This is a genomic window from Micromonospora sp. NPDC049801 (assembly GCF_040656575.1).
Taxonomy (GTDB): Bacteria; Actinomycetota; Actinomycetes; order Mycobacteriales; family Micromonosporaceae; genus Micromonospora.
In genome coordinates this window covers 98,788-118,153 of sequence record NZ_JBFAMS010000012.1, presented here as the reverse complement: position 1 = coordinate 118,153, position 19,366 = coordinate 98,788, and the positions used below count along the sequence as shown (strand labels likewise).

General features: G+C 72.6%; 18 protein-coding genes. 11 read left to right on the top strand and 7 right to left on the bottom strand.

Annotated features, from left to right (window positions below):
• Nucleotides 1-7 precede the first annotated feature (7 nt).
• Complete coding sequence (locus tag AB0I89_RS21765) at nucleotides 8-1,231, top strand: hypothetical protein (protein ID WP_357129555.1); 1,224 nt, start codon at nucleotides 8-10, stop codon at nucleotides 1,229-1,231.
• A gap of 69 nt (nucleotides 1,232-1,300) precedes the next feature.
• On the opposite strand, the gene AB0I89_RS21760 is transcribed toward AB0I89_RS21765, so the two are convergent.
• Nucleotides 1,301-1,924, bottom strand: a complete 624-nt coding sequence (locus AB0I89_RS21760) for a phosphoesterase PA-phosphatase (RefSeq protein ID WP_355048472.1) — start codon at nucleotides 1,922-1,924, stop codon at nucleotides 1,301-1,303.
• Nucleotides 1,925-2,348: 424 nt separating this feature from the next.
• Here AB0I89_RS21760 and AB0I89_RS21755 point away from each other — a divergent pair, with 424 nt between their 5' ends.
• The 8 genes from AB0I89_RS21755 to AB0I89_RS21720 all read left to right on the top strand — a co-directional run bounded on the left by AB0I89_RS21755 (nucleotide 2,349) and on the right by AB0I89_RS21720 (nucleotide 12,632).
• Nucleotides 2,349-2,930: a hypothetical protein gene (locus AB0I89_RS21755; protein ID WP_357129552.1), complete on the top strand. Its 582-nt coding sequence runs from the start codon at nucleotides 2,349-2,351 to the stop codon at nucleotides 2,928-2,930.
• Between the two features lie 18 nt (nucleotides 2,931-2,948).
• A complete protein-coding gene (locus AB0I89_RS21750) occupies nucleotides 2,949-3,155 on the top strand; it encodes a hypothetical protein (protein ID WP_357129549.1) in 207 nt (68 codons plus the stop codon).
• Between the two features lie 584 nt (nucleotides 3,156-3,739).
• Nucleotides 3,740-4,915, top strand: a complete 1,176-nt coding sequence (gene pdhA / locus AB0I89_RS21745) for a pyruvate dehydrogenase (acetyl-transferring) E1 component subunit alpha (RefSeq protein WP_357129546.1) — start codon at nucleotides 3,740-3,742, stop codon at nucleotides 4,913-4,915.
• Nucleotides 4,915-5,904, top strand: a complete 990-nt coding sequence (locus tag AB0I89_RS21740; protein WP_357129543.1) for an alpha-ketoacid dehydrogenase subunit beta — start codon at nucleotides 4,915-4,917, stop codon at nucleotides 5,902-5,904. The genes pdhA and AB0I89_RS21740 overlap by 1 nt, the downstream gene beginning before the upstream one ends.
• Nucleotides 5,901-7,403 (top strand): dihydrolipoamide acetyltransferase family protein, encoded by a 1,503-nt coding sequence (locus AB0I89_RS21735; protein ID WP_357129541.1) that lies wholly within the window; start codon nucleotides 5,901-5,903, stop codon nucleotides 7,401-7,403. The genes AB0I89_RS21740 and AB0I89_RS21735 overlap by 4 nt, the downstream gene beginning before the upstream one ends.
• A 218-nt stretch (nucleotides 7,404-7,621) precedes the next feature.
• Nucleotides 7,622-7,762 (top strand): hypothetical protein, encoded by a 141-nt coding sequence (locus AB0I89_RS21730; protein WP_357129538.1) that lies wholly within the window; start codon nucleotides 7,622-7,624, stop codon nucleotides 7,760-7,762.
• Between the two features lie 365 nt (nucleotides 7,763-8,127).
• Entirely contained in the window at nucleotides 8,128-10,671 is a 2,544-nt protein-coding gene (locus AB0I89_RS21725) for a hypothetical protein (protein ID WP_357129535.1), read from the top strand.
• A 122-nt stretch (nucleotides 10,672-10,793) separates the two neighbouring features.
• Nucleotides 10,794-12,632: an NHL domain-containing thioredoxin family protein gene (locus AB0I89_RS21720; protein ID WP_357129532.1), complete on the top strand. Its 1,839-nt coding sequence runs from the start codon at nucleotides 10,794-10,796 to the stop codon at nucleotides 12,630-12,632.
• A 54-nt stretch (nucleotides 12,633-12,686) separates the two neighbouring features.
• Here AB0I89_RS21720 and AB0I89_RS21715 read toward each other — a convergent pair whose 3' ends face one another.
• Genes AB0I89_RS21715 through AB0I89_RS21705 form a run of 3 tightly spaced genes read right to left on the bottom strand, consistent with a single transcriptional unit; the run spans nucleotide 12,687 to nucleotide 15,011 of the window.
• Nucleotides 12,687-13,436, bottom strand: a complete 750-nt coding sequence (locus AB0I89_RS21715) for a 5-oxoprolinase subunit PxpA (RefSeq protein ID WP_357129529.1) — start codon at nucleotides 13,434-13,436, stop codon at nucleotides 12,687-12,689.
• Entirely contained in the window at nucleotides 13,420-14,283 is an 864-nt protein-coding gene (locus AB0I89_RS21710) for a biotin-dependent carboxyltransferase family protein (protein ID WP_357129526.1), read from the bottom strand. Before AB0I89_RS21710 ends, AB0I89_RS21715 begins: the two co-directional genes overlap by 17 nt.
• Entirely contained in the window at nucleotides 14,280-15,011 is a 732-nt protein-coding gene (locus AB0I89_RS21705; RefSeq protein WP_357129523.1) for an allophanate hydrolase subunit 1, read from the bottom strand. The genes AB0I89_RS21710 and AB0I89_RS21705 overlap by 4 nt, the downstream gene beginning before the upstream one ends.
• A 172-nt stretch (nucleotides 15,012-15,183) precedes the next feature.
• On the opposite strand from AB0I89_RS21705, the gene AB0I89_RS21700 reads away from it, so the two are divergent.
• The gene (locus AB0I89_RS21700) at nucleotides 15,184-15,861 is read left to right on the top strand and encodes a hemolysin III family protein (protein WP_357129520.1); all 678 of its coding nucleotides are present in this window, start codon (nucleotides 15,184-15,186) and stop codon (nucleotides 15,859-15,861) included.
• A 69-nt stretch (nucleotides 15,862-15,930) separates the two neighbouring features.
• Here AB0I89_RS21700 and AB0I89_RS21695 read toward each other — a convergent pair whose 3' ends face one another.
• Nucleotides 15,931-16,215 carry a DUF6458 family protein gene (locus AB0I89_RS21695; protein WP_357129517.1) on the bottom strand — a complete coding sequence of 95 codons (285 nt, stop codon included), beginning with the start codon at nucleotides 16,213-16,215 and terminating at the stop codon, nucleotides 15,931-15,933.
• 113 nt (nucleotides 16,216-16,328) lie between these two features.
• Between AB0I89_RS21695 and AB0I89_RS21690 the strand changes: the two genes are divergently transcribed.
• Nucleotides 16,329-16,868, top strand: coding sequence for a histidine phosphatase family protein (locus AB0I89_RS21690; RefSeq protein ID WP_357129514.1), 540 nt, complete (start codon nucleotides 16,329-16,331; stop codon nucleotides 16,866-16,868).
• A 46-nt stretch (nucleotides 16,869-16,914) separates the two neighbouring features.
• On the opposite strand, the gene AB0I89_RS21685 is transcribed toward AB0I89_RS21690, so the two are convergent.
• Nucleotides 16,915-17,184: a DUF6458 family protein gene (locus tag AB0I89_RS21685; protein WP_007454197.1), complete on the bottom strand. Its 270-nt coding sequence runs from the start codon at nucleotides 17,182-17,184 to the stop codon at nucleotides 16,915-16,917.
• A 233-nt stretch (nucleotides 17,185-17,417) separates the two neighbouring features.
• A complete protein-coding gene (locus AB0I89_RS21680; RefSeq protein ID WP_357129511.1) occupies nucleotides 17,418-19,274 on the bottom strand; it encodes an acyl-CoA dehydrogenase in 1,857 nt (618 codons plus the stop codon).
• Nucleotides 19,275-19,366: the final 92 nt, after the last annotated feature.

Here is a 19,366-nt window from a genome sequence, read left to right as displayed (position 1 = left end):
TCGAAGCATGGCCACGCCTCAGACCCCTTACGACGCGGTGCTGCACGCCGCACGCGACGTGACCAAGCTGGAGTCCGCCCTCGACGCCGAGATGCTCGGCAGCGCGCTGCTGGGCAGTGTCTACGCAATCGCGGAGACCGACCGCGACACCGCCGTGCGGGAGTTCGTCACCGGTTTCCTCGCCGCCACCGCCCGCCGCCGGATCGCGGCGGCGACCACCATCCGCCAGGTCTTCGCCGCGCTCGTCCCGACCGCCGAGGGCGTCGAGCGGGTACGCCCCGGCACCCAGGCCCCCGCCTGGTCCAGCCAGCTCACCCGGGTGCACCTCACCGGCAGTTGGGCGTACGGCGACGTCTACGGCGACCAGACCTCCTACCTCGCCACCTTCGCGTACGACGACGCGGCCGGCGGCCCGGAGCACGCGCTGGTGGCCCTCGTCGACCACAACATCGGAATCACCAAGGACATCTTCGTCGGCGGGCCCGCCGAACGGATCCTGGACCAGGTCCGGCAAATGTGCGCGGACGACGAGCTGACCTGGTTCCGCACCGAGGACCCGTCCCGGCTGCGCGGCGAGGTGGCCCGTCACCTCTCGGTCACCGACGACCTGGGCGAACTGCCCGGCGAGGGCTCGCTCGCCACCGACCGCGCGCTCGTGGGCGCCCGGCTCGCGGTGCTGCCCATGGCCGCCGGGCCGACCGGCCCGGCCGAGGTCGAACCGCTGTCCGCCGCCGAGCGCACCGACCTGGTCCGGCGGTTCCTGGCGTCGCCAGAAGCCGCCCGGTTCGGGCTCGACAGCGTCGACGGTCCCGAGCTCGCGTCGCTGCACTTCTGCCTGAGCCTGCTACTGGACCACGCGGCGTCCTTCCCCGACTCCGACCCGATGCGGTGGAGTCCGGCGGTGTCCGGGCTCTTCCTGCTCGACTGGGTGCACCGCCGTGCCGTGCTCGACATGGACGACGCGGCGATGCTGCCCCGGGTGCTGCGCGCCTGGGCCCGGTACGCGTCACAGCAGCGCGGGCTGCCCGAGGCCGCCGCCGAACGGACCGACGAGGCGATCGAGGAGATGGTGCCGGAGTTCGCCCGGCTCTACTCGACCGGCGAGCGGCGTAGCCCGGCCACGGCGGCCGTCGCGCAACTCATGGCCGACGGCGTGGACCCGGACGACCCGGCCGCGCTCGACGCCTGGATCGAGGCGAACCGGCACCGACTCGCCGACGACGGCGCCTGACGGCATCCGGGCGGGTGGCAGCACCAGGCCACCCGCCCGATGGTCCGCTCGGCCGCGTGGTTTGCCCGCTCAGCGCAGGGCACCGAAGACGACGGCGGCGATCAGCGCGCCGAGCACCCCGCCGGCGAGCACCTGCGCGACGGTGTGGTCCCGCAGGCGTACCCGGGCCCAGCCGACCACGCCCAACAGCGGCGCGGCGACCAGGAGCCCGCGTCCGAAGGTCAGCGCCAGGATGACCAGGGTGCCGGCGGAGACCGCCGAGTGGATCGACATCTTCCACCAGTGGCTCACCGACACGGCGACCACCAGTCCGACCAGCCCCGCCACCGCCAGCGCCAGCAGGGGCCGTGGTGCGCCGAGGACGACGAGCAGGGCCAGCCCGGCGGTGACCGAGCCGAGTCCGACCAGCAGCGGCACCCGGCGCTGCTCCCGACGGCCGATGTGGTGGTCGGTGAGTCGCCCCCGGCGGACCCCACCGACGATGTAGGCGAACGGGATGCCGGTGACGAAGACCGTCGCGAGCAGGCCCCACACCAGCCCTCGAACGCTGTCCCGACTGCTGTGCCAGCTCACGGTGATGATCAGTAGCGACACCAGCACGGCCGGCGCGGTCAGCTCGGTGACGAGCCGGGCGACCCGCAGCCCCGGACCGGGACGAGGGGCGACCGGGCGGGGTTCCGCACCGCCGCCCACGCCACCCCCTGCTACTCGCCACCGTTGACCAGCGCCGTCTCGGCGGCACCTGCCCGTCACCGTACCGCCGAGACGGCCCTCGAATGCACGGGTCCGGCCGCCGCCAGGCAGACCCACCCAACGCCCCACCCCCACCCCCACCCCCACCCCCACCCCCGCCCACCTCCGCGGTCGCTCGCGGTGATCAAGAAGTTTGCGTCACCGCGACCACGATCCTTGACGCAAAGCTCTTGATCACCGGAGTTCGGCGGGTGATGGGCTGCGCTGGGTCGCCGGAGCGCTTGACGTCGTCGGTCCGGGCGGGGGCGTCCACGATCGCGCCGATCTTGCGGTTTGTGCTGTCGTTATGTGCCGTATCGAGTCTTATGTCGCGACAGAAAGTGCGAGATCGCGGCGGTCTTCGGGTGCGGCGGCGGGACCGGGCGTGAGCGTCGGGGACGGCGCGGTGGTGGGCTCGGGTGAGGTGGCGGATGGGCGTGGGGTGGCGGATGGGCGTGGGGTGGCGGATGGGCGTGGGGTGGCGGATGGGCGTGGGGTGGCGGATGGGCGTGGGGTGGGGGACGGCGGGGCGGTGGTCGCCGGGGCGGTGGTCGCCGGGGCGGAGAGGGTGCTGGTGGGGACGGCGGTGGGGGTCGTCGGATCGGTGGGGGTCGTCGGATCGGTCGTGGCGGGGGTTCCCGGATCGGTGGCGGTGGGGGTCGTCGGATCGGTCGGCGACGGGCTCGGGGTGGACGTCTCGGTCGGGTCCGGATCCGGATCCGGGGGCGCGGTCGGCGACGGCACCGGCGACGGGCTGGCCGGTGGCCCGGCCGGCGGGGCGCTGCGGGTGGGCCGGGGCGCCGGCGGCGCGGACACCACCCGGCGGGTGGGCACCCGGTCGTCGACGTGCGGGCCGTACCACGAGTCGTCCGGGACACGCCGGGGCGCGCCGGGCAGCCAGCCGGTGGTCGCGGTCGGGCCGGCGCTGGGCGGGCCGGGGGACGGGAGCACGGGCGACGGCGGCTGACTGGTCACCGGCATCGGGATGACCACCGGTCCGACCGACGGGGTCGGGATGAACGGTGTGCTGGTGTCCGGCAACGCGGAGGTGCCGGGAGTGGCCGAGCCCGCGCTGATCGCCGCGAGCACGGGCATCGACGCGGTGCCGGCCAGAAGTGCGACGGTGAGCAGGTATCCCCGGGAGGGACCACCCGCGCCGGATGCCCGGTGCGCTCCGATCACCCGGCGGTAGCCGCCCGGCGAACGGTGGCGGCCGAGCACGGGCGTGCCGGGCCCGTCACCTGACTCGTCCACCGCACACCCCTCGTCGTCGGACCCTGCGGGTCGCTGTGGGCACCGCGCGAGGGTGTAATCCGGCTAATCACCCGATCGGCGCGATCCTGCGTAATCAGCCTCGCCCAGTTACGGTCCGTCAGCCAACACCCACCGCGTGTCGACACGCGGCACTGACCGAACGGTGACGAATCAGCACCGGATCACCCGGTGGACGCGCAGCGGCATGATGGCGACAAAGGGCGGCAAACCGTAGACGGTCGGAATGCGACCCGGGCGTACTGTGGGCACGCTCACCTGCTCTGCGAATATGGAGCACGACGGCAACGCAGCCGCGACCTCCGCGCACCCCCGCGGCAGACGCGGCCCGGCGCCGGCGCTCCCGATCCGGGTTCGGCCAGAACCCGGCTCACGCCGCGCGGCAACCCCCACCCGGGCTAGGCGCGGCCGCCAGGAACCGGTCCGGCAGCAGCCGGACAGGCGCACGAGTTGCGTGGCCGGGTGACCCCCCGGTGCCGACGCAGACACGACAGGGAGAGACCGATGGCAAAGGGCGACCCCGGGGGCACCACCCGCAGCAGGCGGGCAGCTCCCCGCTCCAGAAAGGGCGCGGCCGGCAATCCCGAGCTGGTGCAGCTGCTCACCCCCGAAGGCGAGCGGATCGACAGCGCCACCGGACCGGACGGCACCGAGTACCGCGTCGACTTCACCGACGAGGAGTACCGCGGGCTCTACCGCGACCTGGTGCTGGTCCGCAAGCTGGACGCCGAGGCGACCGCGTTGCAGCGGCAGGGCGAGCTGGGCCTCTGGGCCAGCCTGCTGGGCCAGGAGGCGGCGCAGGTCGGCTCGGGGCGCGCCCTGCGTACCCAGGACATGGCCTTCCCGACCTACCGGGAGCACGGCGTCCTCTACTGCCGGGGCATCGACCCGATCATGCCGCTCGGCCTGTTCCGCGGCGTCGACCAGGGCGGCTGGGACCCGAACGAGTTCAAGTTCAACATGTACACGATCGTCATCGGGGCGCAGACCCTGCACGCGACCGGGTACGCCATGGGCATCACCATGGACGGCAAGGTCGGCACCGACGACGGCGAGGCCGCGATCGCCTACTTCGGTGACGGGGCCACCAGCCAGGGTGACGTCAACGAGGCGTTCGTCTGGGCCAGCGTGTTCAACGCGCCGCTGGTCTTCTTCTGCCAGAACAACCAGTACGCCATCTCCGAGCCGCTGGAGCGGCAGACCCGCGTCCCGCTCTACCAGCGGGCCGCCGGCTTCGGTTTCCCCGGCGTACGGGTGGACGGCAACGACGTGCTGGCGTCGTACGCGGTGACCCGCACGGCGCTGGACAACGCGCGGCACGGGCAGGGCCCGAGCCTGATCGAGGCGTACACCTACCGGATGGGCGCGCACACCACCTCCGACGATCCGACCCGCTACCGGATCGCCAGCGAGGTGGAGTCGTGGCAGGCGAAGGACCCGATCCTGCGGGTCAAGACCTTCCTGGAGAAGCAGCAGATCGCCGACGCGGCCTTCTTCGTCGAGGTCGACGAGCAGGCCCGCCGCGAGTCGGTGCACCTGCGCGAGCGGGTGCTCAGCATGCCCAACCCGGAGCCGGTGACGATGTTCGACCACGTCTACCCCAACGGCTCCCCGCTGCTCGACGAGCAGCGTGCGCAGTTCAACCGCTACATGGAGTCGTTCGAGGGGAGCGCCCACTGATGGCCACGGAGACGCTCACCCTCGGCAAGGCCCTCAACACCGGTCTGCGCCGCGCGCTGGAGAACGACAACAAGGTCGTCATCATGGGCGAGGACGTCGGCAAGCTCGGCGGCGTCTTCCGGATCACCGACGGACTGCAGAAGGACTTCGGCGACCAACGGGTGATCGACACCCCGCTCGCCGAGTCCGGCATCATCGGCACCGCCGTCGGCCTGGCCATCCGTGGCTACCGACCGGTCTGCGAGATCCAGTTCGACGGCTTCGTCTACCCCGCGTACGACCAGATCGTGTCGCAGGTGGCCAAGATGCACTACCGCTCCGGCGGCAAGCTCAGAATCCCGATGGTGATCCGCATTCCGTTCGGCGGCGGCATCGGCGCGGTCGAGCACCACTCCGAGTCGCCGGAGGCGTACTTCGCGCACACCGCCGGTCTGAAGGTCGTGACCTGCTCAAACCCGCAGGACGCGTACGTGATGATCCAGCAGGCCATCGCGTCCGACGACCCGATCGTCTTCCTGGAGCCCAAGCGGCGCTACTGGGAGAAGGGCCAGGTGGACCTGGACGCGTCGCTGTCCGACGCGTACCCGCTGCACTCGGCCCGGGTGGTGCGGCCCGGCACGGACGTGACCGTGCTGGCGTACGGCCCGATGGTGCGCACGTGCCTGGAGGCCGCGACGGCCGCCGCCGAGGACGGCCGGGAGCTGGAGGTCATCGACCTCCGCACGCTGTCCCCGCTGGACCTGGGCGCGGTCTACGAGTCGGTGAAGCGCACCGGCCGCGCGGTCGTGGTGCACGAGGCGCCGTCCAACATCGGGCTGGGCGCCGAACTGGCCGCCCGCATCACCGAGGAGTGCTTCTACTCCCTGGAGTCGCCCGTGCTGCGGGTGACCGGCTTCGACACCCCCTACCCGGCGGCCCGGGTGGAGGAGGAGTACCTGCCCGACCTCGACCGGGTGCTCGACGCCGTCGACCGCACCTTCGGCTGGTGAGCGACATGTCCCGGATCAAGACGTTCAACCTGCCCGACCTGGGCGAAGGGCTGACCGAGGGCGAGATCCTGGCCTGGCTGGTCAAGGTCGGCGACACCATCGAGCTGAACCAACCGATCGTCGAGGTCGAGACGGCCAAGGCGGCGGTGGAGATCCCGGCGAAGTGGGCCGGACAGGTGCAGGCCATCCACCACCCCGAGGGCACCACGGTCGAGGTCGGTACGCCGATCATCGCGATCGACACCGACCCGGGAGCGGGTCCACTGGACGTCCCGTCCACCACGGCCACGCCCACCGGTGACCTGCCCACTCCGTCGGCGGCGTCGCTGGCGGCCGTGGAGGTGGCCCCCGCCGAGGGCATGGTCGAGCCCGGCCTCATCGGCGGCGCCGCCCCGGGCGGCCGCACGGCGGTCCTGGTCGGCTACGGCCCCCGTACGACCAGCGCGAAGCGTCGCCCCCGCAAGAACGGCGTCCCAGCGCAGGCCGCGACCCCCGCGACCCCCGCTGGGGTCGATCATGGAATTGTGGTGGGTGACAAAGCCATCCCAACTCCCGCAAGTACGACACCACGAGTCCATGATCGACGCGACGGGGCGGGGTCCGGCGGGGCGGGCGTTTTGGCGAAGCCGCCGGTTCGGAAGCTTGCCAAGGATCTTGGGGTTGATCTGCGGGCGGTGGTCGGGTCCGGGCCGTTGGGCTCGATCACGCGGGAGGACGTACAGCAGGCGTCTCGCGGGGCCGTGGCGGCCGAGTCGGTCGCGACCACCTCGACCACGACGAGCGCCGCGAGCTTCGGCGCGGATCGTGAGCAGCGCATCCCGGTCAAGGGGGTCCGCAAGCTCACCGCCGAGAACATGTCCCGCTCGGCGTTCACCGCCCCGCACGTGACGGAGTTCCTGACCGTCGACGTGACGCGGGCGATGCGGGCGCTGGAGCGCCTGCGGGGCCGGCGCGAGTGGCGCGACGTACGGGTCTCGCCTCTGCTGCTGGTGGCGAAGGCCGTGCTGCTGGCCGTCAAGCGTCACCCCATGGTCAATTCGACCTGGGCGGGTGACGAGATCGTGGTCAAGGAGTACGTCAACCTCGGTATCGCGGCGGCCACCGAACGCGGCCTGATCGTGCCCAACGTCAAGGACGCCGGTCGGCTCTCGCTGCGCGAGTTGGCGGACGCGCTGAACGGCCTGGTGCAGACGGCGAAGTCCGGCCGCACCTCACCCGCCGACATGTCCGGCGGCACCCTGACCATCACCAACGTCGGGGTGTTCGGCGTGGACACCGGAACGCCGATCCTGCCGCCGGGTGAGTCGGCGATCCTCGCCTTCGGCGCGGTGCGGGAGATGCCCTGGGTGCACAAGGGCAAAGTCAAGGTTCGCCAGGTGACCACCCTGGGGTTGAGCTTCGACCACCGGATCATCGACGGTGAGCTGGGCTCGAAGTTCCTGCGCGACATCGGCGACTTCCTCGCCGACCCTGAGGCGGCGCTGCTCGCCTGGACCTGACGGTTCGAGACGCCAGCCACGGCCGGTGTGCCACGGGTTAACGCCCGGCACACCGGCCGTGTCCGTTGGGCGAAGGAACCGTCGGCGGCGAGCCCTGTTGACCTTTGATTGTTAGGCAGGTGTCTCAGCTCACCTAATAATCGATGGAAGTTGGCCGGCTTCTGCGGTTGAATAGACACATCAGGGGCCGACAACCGAATAGCCAGGGGGACCCAGCAATGAGCAGCATGATCGAGCGAATCCGCAACCACCGCGACGCCAACCGCCGCGCCCGTGCCATCGAGCACGCGTTGCGCTCGGCGAACTCGCCGGCCGTTCGCGAGGAGCTTCTCGTCATCGCCCAGCGTCACATGAGCTGACGCTCCACAACTTTCCTCACCTCCTCCAGATCGATGGCCCACCCGGCCCACCGGGTGGGCCATCGGCGTTCCGCAGGTGCGTCACACCGGGACGCCCGCACGTGACACCGGGATTCCGCACCGCCGCAGCGCCCGGTACGGTGGGCTTCGGTCGCCGCCCGCCGGCCCGGCCGACGCCGAGCCGATAGAAGCTGCTCGACACCACCCGGCGACGGGCAGTGACGACCGGTGCTCCTTTGGACGCCCCAAGGGGCCACCGGATACGGTGCGGGGAGCCGGCACGGCGGTACGCCGGTGACGCCGGCAGCCATGCCGAGGAGACCGATCGGCACCGGCGGCCGACATGTGATGGAGGAGGCGCACCCATGACGTCCGAGGGCCCGCACCGTCCCGGCCAGGAGCCGGACGAGGTGTCACCGGGCGCCGGCGGACCGGCGCCGTACGGCGACCGCCCGGCGCAGCCGGACAACGGCAGCAACGCCGCCGGCCCCGACCTGGGCTGGGCACCACCCCCGCCGCCCGCGCGACCGAACCCGTCCTGGGCGACCCAGGTGGAGCAGCAACCGAACCCCGCATGGGGCGCTGCCGCCGCGCCGCAGCCCAGCGATCCGGCACAGCCCGCCTGGGCCGCCGGAGGCCCTCCGGAGCCGGCCCCGACCGCCCAGTGGACTCCCGCGCAGCAGGCCTGGACGCCACCCGAGCAGCCGGCCCCCGCCTGGCCCGCCGCCTCGGCCGAGCAGCAGCCCGACTGGGCGCAGACCCAACCGGCCGCGCGTGGCGCCGCCCAGGTGCCTCCGGCCACCGCCGCCTGGCCCGCCCAGGACGACCCGTCCCGCTCCGGCGGATGGGCCGGCGGGGCGGCCCCGGTCAGCCCGTCAGCCCCCCAGTGGCACGCCGAGCCGGCGCAGCACGCCGGCCGCGCTGGCGTACCCGCGCAGCAGGACGACCCGTCGGGATCGGGCGGATGGCCCGTCGGGGCCGCCGCCGCCCGGGAAGACCAGCCCGTGTGGACGCCGGCCGAGCAGCCGCCCCAGACCTGGGGCCAACCGGCCGGGCAGGCCGAAGAGGCATCCCCTGGTTGGGCGCCGGCCGGAGCGCGCGGCGCGGCCCAGGTCCCGGCCGGTACCTGGCCCGCGCAGGACGACGCCCCGCAGCCCACCGCCTGGGGTGCGGCAGAGAGCCGTCCGCAGCAGCCGGACTGGGTGCTTCCGTCCCAGGACCAGCCCGTCGAGCATCCGGAACCGACCGCATGGCCCCAAGCCGAGCAGGCCGGCCCCGCGTCCGCCCGGGCCAGCGTCAGCGTGCCCGGCAACGACGCGACGCCCGGCTGGGCCGCCGCCGGCCCGGACAACCAGGCGCCGGCCGCTCCCGGCGTCGCCCAGGCCGAGCCGTGGTCAGCGGGCGAGGTGTGGGGCCGCGCCGAGGCGGAGGCCTCCGCACAGGCCCGCGGCGGTTGGGACGCCGACCGGGGCGACGAGCCGCCGGTGTACCAGCCCGCGCCCGCACCCGGCATCTCACCCGCCAACGCCGTGCCGCTGCCACCGCAGGAGCAGCGCGTACCGGGTGCGAGCCTCGCCGCCGCCCCACCGGCCGACTACGTGCCCCCGACGCCGTTCGCCGCGCTCCCCGAGCAGCCGGCGTACCCCGAGCGGGACACCCCGGACGTGCAGCACGACGCCGAGCCGGTCGGTTGGGGCCGGGGCGAGGAGGCCTCGCCGGGTGCCGCCCTCGTGCCCGCTCCGCGTACGTCGCCGGAGTCCGGGGCGGGCCGCGCGGTCGTACCGGCGGCGGACGCCGAACCGGCCGCGGGCGCGGCGGGCCGTGCCTCGGCGAGCGCCTCGGTGCCGCTGGCCAGCCGCGTGATGCCCCCGGCCGACCAGGCGATGCGGCCGGCCAGCGCGGCCGCGCCCCAACCCCGGGTGTACGGCCGTCCGTCCCGGCCCGAGGAGGACGAGCCGCAGCAGGCGGGTCCCGAGGCGTTCCAGGCCAACCCGAGCCCCGAGCACCCGGGCACGCCCGAATGGCAGCAGGACGCCGACCGCCCCAGCGCCCCCGACTGGCAGCAGGCACCCGAGCGTCCGGCCGTACCGGACTGGCAGCAGGACGCCGGCCGTCCCAGCGTGCCCGACTGGCCGCAGGCGCCCGAGCGCCAGAGCCCGCCGGACTGGCAGAACGGGCCGGAACGGCAGGGCTTCCCCGGATGGGGCGAGGAAGCGCCGTCCGCGCCGAACGGTTTCGGTGAGCCGCCCGCGGCGGCCGCAGCCGCGCCGCCGGCCTTCCCGCCCGGTGTGCCGTCCTTCGTCGACACGCCGGGCAACAACCGGCCGATGAACGGGGTACGGCCGCAGTCCGGCGGCGAGCGTCCGGACGACCGATTCGGACCGGGCGCGCCGGCCGCCGGCACCGCCACGGTGAACGGCGCTGCGGGCTTCGGACCAGCCGTCGAGCAGCCGCCGGGGGCGCAGTTCCCGGCCTTCCCGCCGCCGCAGCCCACACCGTCCTGGGGCCAGGAGGCCAGCCAATCGGACCAGGGCCGGTTCGACTCGTTCAAGCCGGACGCGGACGAGCCCAAGGTGGAACCGCCCACGCCGAAGGTGCGCAACGGGCGGGTCCTGGCCGCGGTGCTGATCGCCGCCGTGCTCATCCTGGCGGTGCCGCTCGGCCTGCTCATGTTGCTCGGCAAGTTCGGTGGCGGGAACGACACGCCAGCCTTCGACCCGGCGGTCGGCACCTGCGTCAAGCAGGTCGGCCAGGGCGCCTCCGAGGTGAACTGCGCCGAGGCGGGCGCGTTCACGATCGTCTCCAAGGTGGATGCGAAGGACAAGTGCGCCGACCCGGCGCAGCCCCACGTGGTGCTACCCGGCGAGGGCACCAACCGGGTGCTCTGCCTCAAGCCGGCCACCAAGTAGGACCGACGACGGCGGGGCCACGGGCGACCGTGGCCCCGCCGCTTCGCGTCCGGGTGGTCCCGGCGCGTGATGTCGTCCGGGTCACGACGGCCGCACCGATGCCGCGTGGCAGGCTGGCAGGCATGGGAACGACAGCGCGCGTACGGGCCCCCGAGCTTCGGGGCCGGCAGTGGCTCAACACCGGCGGCAAGGATCTGACTCTCCAGGACCTGCGTGGCAAGATCGTTCTTGCCGACTTCTGGACCTTCTGCTGCATCAACTGCCTGCACGTGCTGGACGAGCTTCGGCCGCTTGAGGAGAAGTACGGCGACGTGCTCGTCGTGATCGGCGTGCACTCGCCGAAGTTCGAGCACGAGAAGGACGCCGACGCGCTGGTCGCCGCCGTCGAACGGTACGGGGTGCACCACCCCGTACTCGATGATCCTGAGCTGGACATGTGGCAGCAGTACGCGGCCCGCGCCTGGCCGACCCTGTCGGTGATCGACCCCGAGGGGTACGTGGTGGCCACCATGGCCGGCGAGGGTCACGCCGAAGGGCTGGCCCGGCTGATCGATGAGCTGATCGCCACCCACGAGGCGAAGGGCACCCTGCACCGGGGCGACGGGCCGTACGTTCCTCCGCCGGCGCCGGAGACGGCGCTGCGCTTCCCGGGCAAGGCGGTGCTGCTGCCGGACGGCAACCTGCTGGTCTCCGACTCGGCGCGGCACTCGCTGGTCGAGGTGGCCCCGGACGGCGAGACGCCGGTACGCCGGATCGGCTCGGGCGAGCGGGGTCGGGCCGACGGGCCGGTCGGCTCGGCGACCTTCTCCGAGCCGCAGGGCCTGTGCCTGCTGCCCACGCACGTCGCCGAGGTGGCCGGTTACGACCTGGTGGTCGCCGACACCGTCAACCACCTCCTGCGCGGCGTACGGCTGGAGTCCGGCGAGGTGGTCACCGTCGCCGGCAGCGGCCGGCAGTGGCGTGCCGCGGTCGACGACCACGCCCACGACGCGCTCGCCGTGGACCTCTCCTCCCCGTGGGACCTGGCCTGGTACGACGACAAGCTGATCATCGCGATGGCGGGTATCCACCAGCTCTGGTGGTTCGACCCGATCAAGCGGACCGCCGGCATGTACGCGGGCACCACCGTGGAGGCGCTGCGGGACGGGCCGCTGCCCGAGGCGTGGATGGCGCAGCCGTCGGGGCTGTCCGTCTCGGCCGACGGCGTCCGGCTCTGGGTGGCCGACAGCGAGACCAGCGCCGTCCGGTACGTCGAGAACGGGGTGCTGGGCACCGCCGTCGGCCAGGGTCTGTTCGACTTCGGGCACGTGGACGGGCCGGCCGAGTCGGCGCTGCTGCAACACCCGCTGGGCGTGTGCGCGTTGCCGGACGGCTCGGTGCTGATCGCGGACACCTACAACGGCGCGGTGCGCCGCTTCGACCCGGCCAGCAACCAGGTCTCCACGGTGGCGGACGGGTTGGCCGAGCCGAGCGACCTGGTGCTCACCCCGTCCGGTGAGGTGCTGGTGGTGGAGTCCGCCGCGCACCGACTGACCCGGCTCGCTCCGGGCGCCCTGTCGGCGGCGGGCGCGAGCACGGTGGACGGCCCTCGGCACCGCACCGAGCGCAAGCCGACCGACGTGGCGGCCGGCGAGGTCACCCTGGACATCGTCTTCACCCCCGCCCCGGGCCAGAAGCTGGACGAGACGTACGGGCCGTCCACCCGTCTGGTCGTCTCGGCGTCCCCGCCGGAGCTGCTGCTCGACGGCGGCGGTACGGGCACCGAACTGTCCCGCCGGCTGGTGCTCAACGGCGAGGTCACCGGCGGGGTGCTCCAGGTGACCGCGCAGGCGGCGACCTGCGACGCGGACGTCGAGCACGCGGCCTGCCACCTGACCCGGCAGGACTGGGGGGTCCCGGTCCGCGTGGTCGACGGCGCCGCGACCCGGCTGCCCCTGGTGCTGCGCGGCCTCGACGCGTAAGTGAAAGGAAGGGCCCCTTGTTATACAAAATCCGATAACAAGGGGCCCTTCCTTTCACGCGAACGGGGTGAGTGTCACGCCGGCGTCGATCAGGCTGGCGCGTACGAGCTCGGTGGCGGACACCGCGCCCGGAGTGTCGCCGTGGACGCAGATCGACTCGACCGGGCAGGGGATCACGGTGCCGTCCACCGCCACGACGGTCCGTTCGGTGGCCATCCGTACCGCCCGGGTGGCCACCTCCTCCGGGTCGCTGATCAGCGCGCCGGGCGCGCCGCGCGGCACCAGCGACCCGTTGGGCAGGTAGCCGCGGTCGGCGAAGGCTTCGGCGACCACCGGTAGGCCCGCGCCGACGGCGAGTTGGGCGAGCGTGGAGCCGGGCAGACAGAGCACGGGCAGGTCGGGGTTGTGGTCGCTGACGGCGGCGACCACGGCCGCCGCCTGGGACTCGTCGGTGGCGGCGGCGTGGTACAGCGCGCCGTGTGGCTTGAGGTAGCGCACCCGGGTCCGGAAGATCCGGCAGAACGCGTCCAGCGCCCCCAACTGGTAGGTGATCTCGTCGCGCAGCTCGGCGAAGTCGTACGCGATCCGTCGCCGACCGAAGCCGGCCAGGTCGCGGTAGCCGACCTGCGCGCCCACCGCTACCCCGTGCCGTACCGCGCCCTCGCAGACCCGTCGCATCGTGGACGGGTCGCCACCGTGGAAGCCGCAGGCCACGTTGGCGCTGGTCACCAGGGCCAGCAGGGCGTCGTCGTCGCCGAGCCGCCAGATGCCGAATCCTTCGCCCAGGTCAGCGTTGAGGTCCATGAAATCTGACGGTAGTACCTGGGCGGGCCTGCGCGAGCGGGGTCACGTCGGTGACCACCCCGATGACCGGATAACCGCCGGTGGTCGGATGGTCCGCGAGGAAGATCAGGGGTTGGCCGTCCGCTGGCACCTGCACCGCGCCGAGCACGATGCCCTCGCTGGGCAGTTCGCCGGCCACCGCGCGGGGCAGCGGCGCGCCGGCGAGCCGCGCGCCGACCCGGTTGCTGACCGGGCTCACGGTGTACGCGCTGCCGAACAGCCGGTCGAGCGCGGTCGGGGTGAACCAGTCGTCACGGGGGCCGAGGCGTACGCCCAGGCGCAGTTCCGGCGCGGGAGTCGCACCGATGGTCACGTCCACCGGTGCGGGCTCGCCGGTCGGTACGCCGAGCGGCAGCCGGTCACCGTCGCGCAGTGGGGCCGGGCCGAGCCCGGCGAGGGTGTCGGTGGCGCGGCTGCCCAGCACCGCCGGCACGTCGATGCCCCCGGCCACGGCCAGCCAGCTCCGTACGCCCTGACGGGCCGGGCCGACGCGCAGCACCGTACCGGCGGGCAGGCTGAGCGGGCGTCCGGTGTCGCCCGCCCGGTCCCCGGCCTGGACGGTCACCTGCGCGCCGGTGATGGCCACGGTGGTGGCGCGGGTCAGCCGCAGCGCGCAGCCGGTCAGGGTGATCTCCAGGCCGGCGGCCTCCTCGGCGTTGCCGACCAGCCGGTTGGCGAGCCGCAGCGCGGCCGGGTCGAGAGCGCCGGAGCGGGGTACGCCGAGGTGCGCCCAGCCGGGCCGGCCGAGGTCCTGCACGGTGGTGAGCGCCCCGGCGCGCAGCACCTCGATCTCGGCGGGACCTGTCACGCCGTCACCATCCGTACGCGGGTGCCGGGACCAAGCCGGGCGGGCGGGTCGCTGTCGACGTCGAAGAGGGTCAGGTCGGTCCGGCCGACCAGCAGCCAACCGCCGGGGGACGCGCTGGGATAGATCCCGGCGTACGGGCCGGCCAGGGCGACCGAGCCGGCCGGTACCCGTGGGCGTGGGGTGGGCAGCCGGGGCAACGCCAGCTCGGCGGGGAGCCCGGTCAGGTAGGGAAAGCCGGGGGCGAACCCGCAGAAGGCCACCCGAAACGGCGTGCCGGTGAGGCGACGCCGCACCGCTGGCACGTCGACGCCCCAGTGCTCGGCGACGACCGACAGGTCCGGCCCGTCGAACAGGACCGGAACGACGACCTCCGCGCCTGTCCCGTGCGTCGATCTTGCAGTTTCTGCTGTCGACATGACCCGATCAGGCCGTTCTGTCGGGACAGAAAGTGCAAGATCGGCGGGGTGGGCGCGGGCGGCTTCGCGCGCTGCCGTGGTGACTTCGGGTGCCCAGCGGGACAGCAGGGTGGCGGTCGCGGTGGGGTTTGGTAGCCCGTCCAGTAGGACCGTGGTGGCCGCGGGAACGATCTCCACTGCGGCCAGGTCCCCGCGTTCGCGGCGCTGCCACAACTCGGCCCGCCACGCCTCGACCAGGTGAGCCGCAGGCAGGCCGGCAAGTGCGCCGAACTCGATCAGAAGGGCGTGCGCCCCGACGGGCCGAATCCGCATCGCCCCATCTTCACCGACAGGTGTCGTTTCCATCCCTCGCGATCTTGCACTTTCTGTGGCGACAAATGGAGCTGCCCACTCATTTCAACCACCGAAACCGCAAGATCGGCGCGTGCCACGCGTCACCGGTTGGACTACTTGAAAGTAACCTACGGTGCCGTAACCTGAGGGCGTGAGCACCTCCGCCCCGCTTCGCCTGAAGCCGGTCGACATCGGTAAGCCCCGGATGCGCGGCTGGCTACACACGTACGCGTTCTTCGTCGCGCTGGTCGCCGGCATCGTGCTCTGCTCGATCGCCGCCAGCCGCCCGGGCTGGGCGCCCCTCGTGAGCTGCGCCATCTACAGCCTGACGGTCTGCGGGCTGTTCGGCACCAGCGCCCTCTACCACCGTCGAGTGTGGTCGGAGCGCGGCTACCAGGTGATGCGCCGGATGGACCACTGCATGATCTTCGTGTTCATCGCCGGCACGTACACCCCGCTCTGCACCATGCTGCTCTCGACCCGGCAGGCCACCATCATGCTGGCCCTGGTCTGGGGTGGGGCTCTCGGCGGCGTGGCGCTGAAGCTCGTCTGGCCGCACGCGCCGCGCTGGGTGTCCGCGCCGCTCTACCTGGCGCTCGGCTGGGTCGCGGTCGCCATGCTGCCGGACATCCTGCACGGCGGCGGTGTCACGGCGTTGGTGCTGCTGATCGTCGGTGGTGCCATCTACAGCGTCGGCGCGGTGTTCTACGCGTTGCGCCGGCCCAACCCGTGGCCGACGGTCTTCGGCCACCACGAGTTCTTCCACGCGTGCACGCTGGTGGCCGCGCTGTGCCACCACGTCGCGATCTACTTCGCGCTGTTCGCCTGAGCTACCGCAGCCGCAGACGCGAGCCGGGGCCCCGCCACGCTGCGGGGCCCCGGCTGACGCGGTTGCGGGTCAGACCGGACGGCCCGGCCGACGAACCTCGCGGTACTCCCGCATGACCTGGTCGTCCTGGACCGGCACCACCCGGTCGACCACCACGTCCTCGCGGACCGGCGCGGCGACCACGGTACGACGGCGGCCGTTCCAGAAGTAGAGGGTGACGAGCAGGCCGGCGACACCGGCGAGCATCAACACCCAGCCGACCACGGACAGGTTCAGCCACCCGAGGTCGGCCTCCACGGCGAATGCGAAGATCGCGCCCAGCGCGATCAGGAAGATGCTGCCACCAATGCCCATGTCTCGCTCCTCGGCTCTAACCTGGCGTACGACCCGCCGCGGCCGTTGGTAGGGGGTGCGGCATCCGTGGACTTACCCCGGCAGGGAGATCGCCAATCGGGCAAGCTGGGGGCATGACGGACAGCCCCGCCGAGGCGCGGACACTGGTGTTGCTCCGGCACGCGAAGGCCGAGCCGGGCAGCGAGGGTACGGACGACGCCCAGCGCCCGTTGAGCGCCCGCGGGGAGGCCGACGCGGCGGCGGCCGGCGCGTGGTTGGCCCACCACGACCTGCTGCCCGACGTGGTGATCTGCTCGACCGCCCTGCGGACCCGGCAGACCTGGCACGGCGTGGCCATGGGAATGACGGGTTCGCCCCCGGAGGGCGGGCCGGCCGGTCCCCGCCCGAGCGTGCGTTACGAGCCCGGCGCGTACGACGCCCACCCCGAGGAGCTGTTGTCGCTGGCCCGGACGGCCGATCCGGCGGCTCGGGTGGTGCTGTTGATCGCCCACGATCCGGGCGTCTCGCTGCTCTCCGCGTTTCTCGACCCGGAGACGGCGGACGAGGAGGGGCTGCGGACCGCCGAACTGGCAGTGCACCGCAGCGCGGCCACCTGGACCCAGTGGGACCGGGGTGGAGCGCCGATCGCCCAGCGGCACACGGCACGCGGCTGAGCCACCCGCCGTTCGGCGGATGGCTCAGGCGTACGCGCTCAGGGGGTCAGGACGGTGGCGCGGTCGGCGGCGGCGGGTCCGGCGGCGGAGGCATCATCGCCGTGGGATGGGACAGCCGGTTCTCCTCCACGATGAGGGTCCGGGCCCGTTTGCGCCGGTCCTGCCAGAACCAGAGGGTGGTCAGGAGCACGGCGAGCCCGGCCAGGATGAACACCCAGCCGACCGCGCGCAGGTCGATCCACCAGACGTTGGCCCGGATCGCGAAGGTCATGATCGCGCCGAGCGCGATGAGAAAGATGCCGCTTCCTACACCCATGTGCGCTGCACTCCCCCGTGCGGTGGCTCTGGGCGTTCCCGTGGTCGAGGCGGGTTACCCGCCACGGCAGCGGCATACCCGACCGCGCCCGGCCAACACGCGCCGCGCGTCGTACCGCTCGGCTGGTGGCCCTCGGAGACGGCGACGGCCGGCGGGGCGCGTGGGCCCCACCGGCCGTCACCGAGGGTGCCGGGTGGTGCGACCCGGAACCGCTCACGCGTGCCGTGGCGCGGTCAGAAGGCCTCCTCCGGGAGGTCCATGATGTCGAGGTCGGTGCCCTCGATGATGCGCCGGTCGGCGCCGATTCGCGGCAGCACCTCCCGGGCGAAGAACCGGGCGGCGGCCACCTTGCCGGTGTAGAACGCCTTGTCGGTGGCGGACACCTCGCCGGCGAGGGCCTTGAGCGCGACGTCGGCCTGCTTCTGCAGCAGCCAACCGACGACCAGGTCACCGATCGCCAGCAGGAACCGCCGGCTGCTCAGGCCGACCTTGTAGAGCGCGCGGGGGTCGCCAGCCTGCGCCTCACCCAGCCAGCCGGTCAGCACACCGAGGATGTTCTGGATCTCGGCGAGCGCCTTGCCGAGCGCCTGCCGCTCCTCCTTGAGCTGGCCGTTGCCCGCCTCGGTGGAGATGAACTCCTGGATCTCGCCGGACACCGCCAGCAGCGCCTTGCCGTTGTCCCGGACGATCTTGCGGAAAATCAGGTCGAGGCTCTGGATGGCGGTGGTGCCCTCGTACAGGGTGTCGATCTTGGCGTCCCGGACGTACTGCTCCAGCGGATAGTCCGCAAGGAAGCCGGAGCCACCGAAGGTCTGCAGGGACTCGTGGCCGAGCAACTCGTACGCCCGCTCCGAACCGACGCCCTTCACCAGCGGCAGCAGCAGGTCGTTGACCCGCTTGGCCAGCTTGGTGGCCTTCTCGTCGCCGGCCGCCTCGGCGAGCGCGACCTTGTCCTGCCAGGTGGCGGTGTAGAGGACCAGGGCCCGCAGACCCTCGGCGTACGACTTCTGCAGCAGCAGCGAGCGCCGCACGTCCGGGTGGTGGGTGATGGTGACCCGAGGGGCGGTCTTGTCGGCCTGCTGGACCAGGTCGGCGCCCTGCACCCGGTTCTTCGCGTACTCCAGGGCGTTCAGGTAGCCCGTGGAGAGCGTGGCGATCGCCTTGGTGCCGACCATCATCCGGGCGTACTCGATGATCATGAACATCTGCCGGATGCCGTCGTGCTTGTCGCCCAGCAGCCAGCCCTTGGCCGGGACGCCGTGCTCGCCGAAGGTCATCTCGCAGGTGTTGGAGACCTTCAGACCCATCTTGTGCTCGACGTTCGTGGCGTAGACGCCGTTGCGCTCGCCCAGCTCGCCGGTGGTCTCGTCGAAGTGGAACTTGGGCACGACGAACAGGGACAGGCCCTTGGTGCCGGGGCCGCCGACGCCCTCCACACCGACCGGGCGGGCCAGCACGTAGTGCACGATGTTGTCGCTCAGGTCGTGCTCGCCCGAGGTGATGAAACGCTTCACGCCCTCGATGTGCCAGCTGCCGTCGGGCTGCTGGATCGCCCGCGTACGACCCGCGCCCACGTCCGAGCCGGCGTCCGGCTCGGTGAGCACCATCGTGGAGCCCCACTGCTTGTCGATGAAGAGCTTGGCCCAGCCCTTCTGCCGCTCGGTCCCCTCGACGTGCAGCACGTGCGCGAAGGAGGGGCCGGAGGAGTACATCCAGACCGGCGCGTTCGCTCCGAGCACCAGCTCGGCGAGGGCCCACCAGAGGGCACGCGGGGCGTTGGTGCCACCCAGCGCCGGCGGCAGGTCCAGCCGCCAGAACTCCGAGTCCATGAACGCCTGGTACGACTTCTTGAACGACTCCGGCAGCGGCGCGGTGTGCGTGGCCGGGTCGAAGACCGGTGGGTTGCGGTCGCTGTCCGGGTAGCTGGCGGCCAGGTCCTCGCGGGCCAGGCGGTCCACCTCGGCGAGGAAGCTCCGGGCCGTGTCGGTGTCCAGTTCCGAGTACGGCTCCTGGCCGAACGACCGGTCCGCCCCGAAGACCTCGAACAGGTTGAACTCGAGGTCCCGAAGGTTGCTCTTGTAGTGGGTCATGCTCGCTGGCCCCGCTTCCGGACAGGTGTTACCGATCAGTAACCCCGACTGTATTACTCGTGGGTAGGCAGCGACAACCCGATCAGTAGAGT